Origin of the sequence: Methyloceanibacter sp., from assembly GCF_049590335.1 — a bacterium.
Classification (GTDB): domain Bacteria; phylum Pseudomonadota; class Alphaproteobacteria; order Rhizobiales; family Methyloligellaceae; genus Methyloceanibacter.
Map to the genome: position 1 here is coordinate 1 of NZ_JBAWCQ010000086.1, position 5,461 is coordinate 5,461.

General features: G+C 60.7%; 4 protein-coding genes and 1 pseudogene. 1 reads left to right on the forward strand and 4 read right to left on the reverse strand.

What is annotated here, in order from left to right; all coding sequences use genetic code 11:
* Window positions 1–401: pseudogene (locus WBQ77_RS06815) on the reverse strand (microcin ABC transporter permease); the annotation flags it as partial.
* 304 nt (window positions 402–705) lie between these two features.
* On the opposite strand from WBQ77_RS06815, the gene WBQ77_RS06820 reads away from it, so the two are divergent.
* Window positions 706–984 (forward strand): hypothetical protein, encoded by a 279-nt coding sequence (locus WBQ77_RS06820; RefSeq protein WP_424042575.1) that lies wholly within the window; start codon window positions 706–708, stop codon window positions 982–984.
* 5 nt (window positions 985–989) lie between these two features.
* Here WBQ77_RS06820 and WBQ77_RS06825 read toward each other — a convergent pair whose 3' ends face one another.
* The 3 genes from WBQ77_RS06825 to WBQ77_RS06835 form a co-directional block, all read right to left on the reverse strand.
* Window positions 990–2,804 carry an extracellular solute-binding protein gene (locus tag WBQ77_RS06825; protein WP_424059496.1) on the reverse strand — a complete coding sequence of 605 codons (1,815 nt, stop codon included), beginning with the start codon at window positions 2,802–2,804 and terminating at the stop codon, window positions 990–992.
* 19 nt (window positions 2,805–2,823) lie between these two features.
* On the reverse strand, window positions 2,824–4,722 hold the full coding sequence (locus tag WBQ77_RS06830; protein ID WP_424042577.1) for an extracellular solute-binding protein: 1,899 nt from the start codon (window positions 4,720–4,722) through the stop codon (window positions 2,824–2,826).
* A 298-nt stretch (window positions 4,723–5,020) separates the two neighbouring features.
* Window positions 5,021–5,461: hypothetical protein (locus tag WBQ77_RS06835; RefSeq protein WP_424059498.1), on the reverse strand; the 441-nt coding region annotated here is incomplete at its 5' end.

Sequence of the window (5,461 nt, forward strand, 5' to 3'; positions counted from 1 at the left end):
AGTTTGAGGACGCTCGTGTCGCGGAAATAGCTCTCGCCGAAGTCAAACCGCAGATAGTTCCAGATCATCTGGCCGAAGCGTTCGTGCGCGGGCTTGTCGAAGCCGAATTGCTTCTCAAGGCTGGCAATGAATTCCGGGTCGAGCCCTTGTGCGCCTCGATACTTGGACGAGCCGCCGCTCACGTCGCCGCCGGGCATGCCCTGATCTCCGCCACCGCCGGAGAAGTCGCTGCCGCCGCCGCTGAATTTCGCGGTCGCGCCGGCGTCGGTGCCGCTCAGTTGGGCAATCAGCCGCTCGACGGGACCACCCGGCGCAAACTGCACGATGACGAAGGTCACCAGCATGATGCCGAGCATCGTTGGAATGATCAGTAAGAGTCGGCGAAGGATATAGGCGGCCAATTGTGTTGGGCTTCCTGTCGCGGTGCTTCCGGTCGCAAAAAAGTGGCAGCCGCTCTCACCTGGAGGGCAGACTACCGCTCGTGATGACTTTGCTTACTGGATTCTGGAGGCGAGTGGAACCCGACAGACGGGGCTGAATTATTGCAAGTTGGTAAGGCGCGGGCTCTGGCGCCCCTGTGCGCCCGTTCGGCTCAGACGTCAAGGGGCGGCCTGCCTCTGGCCCCGGGGCTCCACGCCCACGGGAGTTTGGCGCGGAAGGGCCGGCAGGCCACCCTCCTGGCGGCGCTCACGCAGCTGGCGATACATGAAAGCGATCATACCGTTTTCGGACGTGGATCGCGATATAGGCGAACTGGAACTTGCCTGCGGTTTGCTGGAAAATGCTCACGGCGATCAACTAGACTTTGACGACCTTCCCGAGCATGGGGCTGCCAACCCGTTCGGCGTAATCCTTGTAGAGGTCGGGCTCCTCGAAGAGCCACTTGCCGATGCGACCCATTTCAGCTGTGTGTTCCGGGGTATGTTCGGCGTCAACCCGGCGCCGGTGTTCAGCAAGATCGAGCGCTTAGAACGGCTGGTTTAGGTCCGCTAGTTCTGCGTGTCCTCGAACCACCACGTATCGAGAATTCCGCGATCGAATTTCGGTTTGGTCTTCGGTTGGCCGAACTTGTCCCAATAAGCAATCGTATGGGACGCCTTGTACCAGTGCGGCACCCAGTAATGGCCGGCCCGTAAGACCCGGTCGAGCGCCTGCGCCGCGGTGTTCATATCCTCGCGGGTTTCGGCACCGATGATCTTTTCGATAAGCGCGTCGATCGCGGGGTCCTTGATGCCGGCGAGGTTCAAAGAGCCCCCAAGGTCCGCGGCGTGGGAGCCGAAATAGCTGCGCAACTCAACGCCGGGCGTATTGCGCATGACATAGCGCTGGGTGGTGACGTCGAAATCGAAATCCTTCAGGCGCTGCTGATATTGGGCAGGGTCGACGCGGCGGATACGGGCATCGATTCCGAGCAGTTCGAGGTTCTTCACATAGGGCGCGACGATGCGCTCGAACGTAGGATCGAAGGTGAGGAACTCGAGCGTCAACGGTTCGCCCTTGTCGTTGACACGCTTCTTGTCCTTGATGCGCCAGCCCGCCTCGTCGAGTAGCTTGCTCGCCCTCTGCAGCGAGGCACGGTCCCGGCCGGAGCCGTCGCTGACCGGCGGCATTGCGACGGGACCGAGAGCATCCGCATCGACCTCAACACCAAGGCCTTCGATGAGCGTGCGTTCTGCGTCCGAGGGCTCGCCCTCGGCCTTCATCGGCGAGTTCTCGAAGTAACTCTGCGTGCGATCGTAAAGGTTGAAGAACATATTGCGGTTGGTCCATTCGAAGTCGAAGGCCAATCCCAAGGCTTTGCGCACACGCTTGTCCTTGAACTTGTCGCGCCGCGTATTGATGAAGAAGCCTTGCGTGCCCGACGGTGTGAGGTCGGGCAGCGTCTCTTTCTTTACGCGCCCGTCGCGAACCGCCGGAAAGTCGTACTCGGTCGCCCAGACCTTAGACGTGAACTCTTCTCGAAGATCGTAGGTGCCGGCCTTGAAAGCTTCCATGCCAGCGGTGCGGTCGCGAAAATACTCGAAGCGGATCGTGTCGAGGTTCCAGCGGCCCTTGTTGACCGGCAGGCCCTTGGCCCAGTAGTCCAGGTTCCGCTTATAGGTGATATTGCGGCCCTGCCTGAAATCGTCGACGAGGTAGGGGCCCGATCCCAAAGGCGGCTCCAGCGTCGTCTCATCGAACGCCTTGCCGGTGTAGTAGGCTTTGGAAAACACGGGCAGTCCCGCCACGGTGAGCGGCAGGTCGCGCACGAGTTTGCCCATAAACGTGTAGCGCACCGTCGCCGGATCGATCGCCTCGGCCTTCTCCACATCGCGCAACGTCTGAAAAAATAGCGGGTGGCCCTTTTCCTTCAGGGTCTCGAACGAGAACACAACATCGTCGGCGGTCACCGGTGTGCCGTCGGCAAAGCGTGCTTCGGGCCGGAGATAAAACGTCGCCGAGTTGCCGTCGTCCGCGACTTCGGCACTCTCGGCGATGAGCCCATAGACCGCATCCGGTTCATCCTGAGCGCGCGCCATGAGGCTGTCGAACAAGAGTTCGAGACCCTGCGCAGCGTCGCCCTTGAGGATGTAGTTGTTGAGGCTGTTGAACGTTGTGACACCGCCCCACCCGATCAAGGACAGAGCGCCGCCCTTTGGGGCATCCGGATTGACGTAGGCGAAAGCTTGAAAGTCCTCAGGCTGCGCGAGATCTCCGAAGGCCGCCAGGCCGTGGCTGCGTTCGGATGCCTTCAGCGGAGCGGGGATCGACAGGCTAAAGAGAAGACCTGCGGCAAGGACGAACGCGGCGCGTGCAACTGTCATCGATCGAGTCTTGAGCCTCTCAGCGCGCCAAGGCCTGCTCGGGAACGGAAATGGCCTTGTCTTTGTCGAACCACCAGACTTGCAGGAAGCCGGGCGTCAGTCCAGGGAGCGTCTCCGGTTGGTCGTAGCGGTGCCAAAAAGCGATGCGCGAATTGGGCGAGAACCATTGCGGGACGACAAAGTCATTCCACAGGAGCACGCGGTCGAGGGCGCGCGTCGCGGCGACAAGCTCCTCGCGGTCCTTGGCGAAGATGACATGGTCGATTAATTTATCGATGGCCTTATCCTTGATGCCGATGAGGTTCGTGCTGCCTTCGCGGTCGGCGGCTTCGCTGCCCCAGAAATCGCGCTGCTCGTTTCCGGGCGACTCGGACTGCGCGAAATTGCCCACAACCACGTCATAGTCGAAGTTGTTGAGCCGCCGCGTGTACTGAGCCGAGTCCACCAAGCGGATCGAGCTCGTAATGCCAAGCCGATCGAGATTGCGGATATAGGGCTGGACGATGCGTTCGAACAGCGGCGAGACAAGAAGAAACTCGATCTTCATCTGCTGACCCGTCTTTGTATTCGTGAGTTTGCCGTCCTTCACGTGCCAGCCGGCCTCGCGCAAGAGCTTTACGGCCTTGCGCAGATTGTTGCGCATCGCCGTTTTCTCCTTGTTGGACGGGTTCTGATGGACTGTCGTGAAGACCTCCTCGGGAATCTGCCCGCGCACAGTCTCGAGAATTTCAAGCTCGCGCCCTTCGGGAAGAGCGGCCGGCGAGGCGAGTTCGGAGTTCTGGAAGTAGCTCCGGACGCGTTCATATTGTCCATAGAACAGGTTCTTGTTTGCCCATTCGAAATCAAAAGCGAGATTGAGCGCCTGACGCACGCGGCGGTCCTGGAACTGCGGGCGGCGGAGATTCATCACGAACGCCTGCATCGGCATCACGCGATTGAGTTTGACTTCCTCGCGCCTGACCTCGCCGTTGCGGACAGCCGGAAAGTCATAAGCCAAGGCCCAATTCTTGGAGCTCGTTTCGTTCCAGAAATCGAGGTTCCCCGCTTTGAAGCTTTCAAAGGCGACCGTCATGTCGCGATAGGAGTCGAAGCGCACCTCGTCGAAATTCCACATACCCTTGTTCACAGGCAAATCCTTGCCCCAATAGTCTTCCACCCGCTCGAAGGTTATCGACCGGCCGGGCCGGACCGTCTTGACGCGGTAAGGGCCGGAGCCAAGTGGCGGCTCCATCGTGGTCTTCATGGGATCGCGGGTCTCGCCATCTGCATCCGTCCCCGTCCAGAAGTGCTTCGGCAGGACGGTGAGTTGCCCCATGATCATCGGCAGTTCGCGATTACCCTTGGTGTCGAAGTAAAACGTGACTTCGTTGTCACCGGTTTTCTCCGCGTGGCTGACATTCTTGTAATAGAGCCCCATCCGCGGATTCGCCTTCTTGTTCACGTCGAGGCTGTAAATCACATCCTCGGGCGTGATCGGCTTGCCATCATGCCACTGCGCGTCTTCGCGTAGTTTGAACGTCACGGACGAGTAGTCCTCTGGGTAGGAGGCCCACTCGGCGATGAGCCCATAAGAGGTCGACGGCTCATCGATGCTGTCGGACATCAGGTTCTCGTTGACGAGACTGATCCCGGGCGCGCGCTCGCCCCGATACAAGACGGGGTTGAGGCTGTCGAAGCCGCCGATCGAGGGCAGGCGCACAAGGCCACCCTTCGGCGCATCAGGATTGACGAAGCCGAAATGGGTGAAGTCCGCGGGGTATTTGGGCTCCCCCACCAAGGACAGCGAATGATGTTTGGTCTGACCGGAGGAACTTTCAGGGATGGCATTGGCCTCCTCGGCGGAGGCCGGCACAAGCAGGAAGGCCGTCAGCGTTGTGGCGAGTGTCAGGCTAGCAAGTGTCGGGCGTAAATGGATCATGAGTGAAGCAGCACCGTTCCGCGTTTGAGGGGTCGTTTCGGCCACGCGTGCCCAGCGTGCCTGTACCGGCAACCACGGAGCTCAAGCCGGGCCTTTAGGCGGCAAGAAGCGCGAAAATTTAGCATGGCGGGCTGCCGGGCCAAATGAAATATCGGTCATGTCCAAGCGCCGATGCAGGTAGAGGAGAGGAGGCAAGGTCAAGGCACGTCATGCCGCCCCACTCCCCTCGGGCGCGCAACGAAAAAGGGCCCTCTGAGAGGGCCCTTGATCATTTGGTTTTCCGTATGCGTTGCGCGGTCTAGAGCCCTTCGGGCTTCCCGTTCGGATAGACCGGCTCAGGCTGCGAAGATGTGCTTCCGCGGTCATCCGACGAGCTGGACTCATCGGCCCGCGTTACCGTCGAAGACTCGTCGCTTGGAACGACGGGCTGCGGCTGGTTCGGGGACGGTGGCTCGCCCTTATGCGGCTCGGAAGGCGCGTCAGCGGAGACCTCAGGCGAATTGACGACGGTCTCGCCCATCGTCTCGTCTGTTGTCTCCATGGCCGCGTCTCGCGTGTCCTTCTCGGTTACGGCGCTGTCTTCGCCCGGGACCACAGGCTGTGGCTGATTCGGAGAGGGCGGCTCGCCCGCGTGCGGCGCGTTGGGAGCGTCGTCAGAGACCTTCGGCGAGTTGACGATCGTATCGGCCTCGACCTCCTTCGGCTCTTCAGAGGCCGGTTCCTCGGCTGGCTTGGCCTC

Coding starts and splice junctions, on each gene's coding strand:
- WBQ77_RS06820 (WP_424042575.1), top strand. CDS start 706: ATGAAAGCGATCATACCGTTTTCGGACGTGGATCGCGATATAGGCGAA.
- WBQ77_RS06825 (WP_424059496.1), bottom strand. CDS start 2,804: ATGACAGTTGCACGCGCCGCGTTCGTCCTTGCCGCAGGTCTTCTCTTT.
- WBQ77_RS06830 (WP_424042577.1), bottom strand. CDS start 4,722: ATGATCCATTTACGCCCGACACTTGCTAGCCTGACACTCGCCACAACG.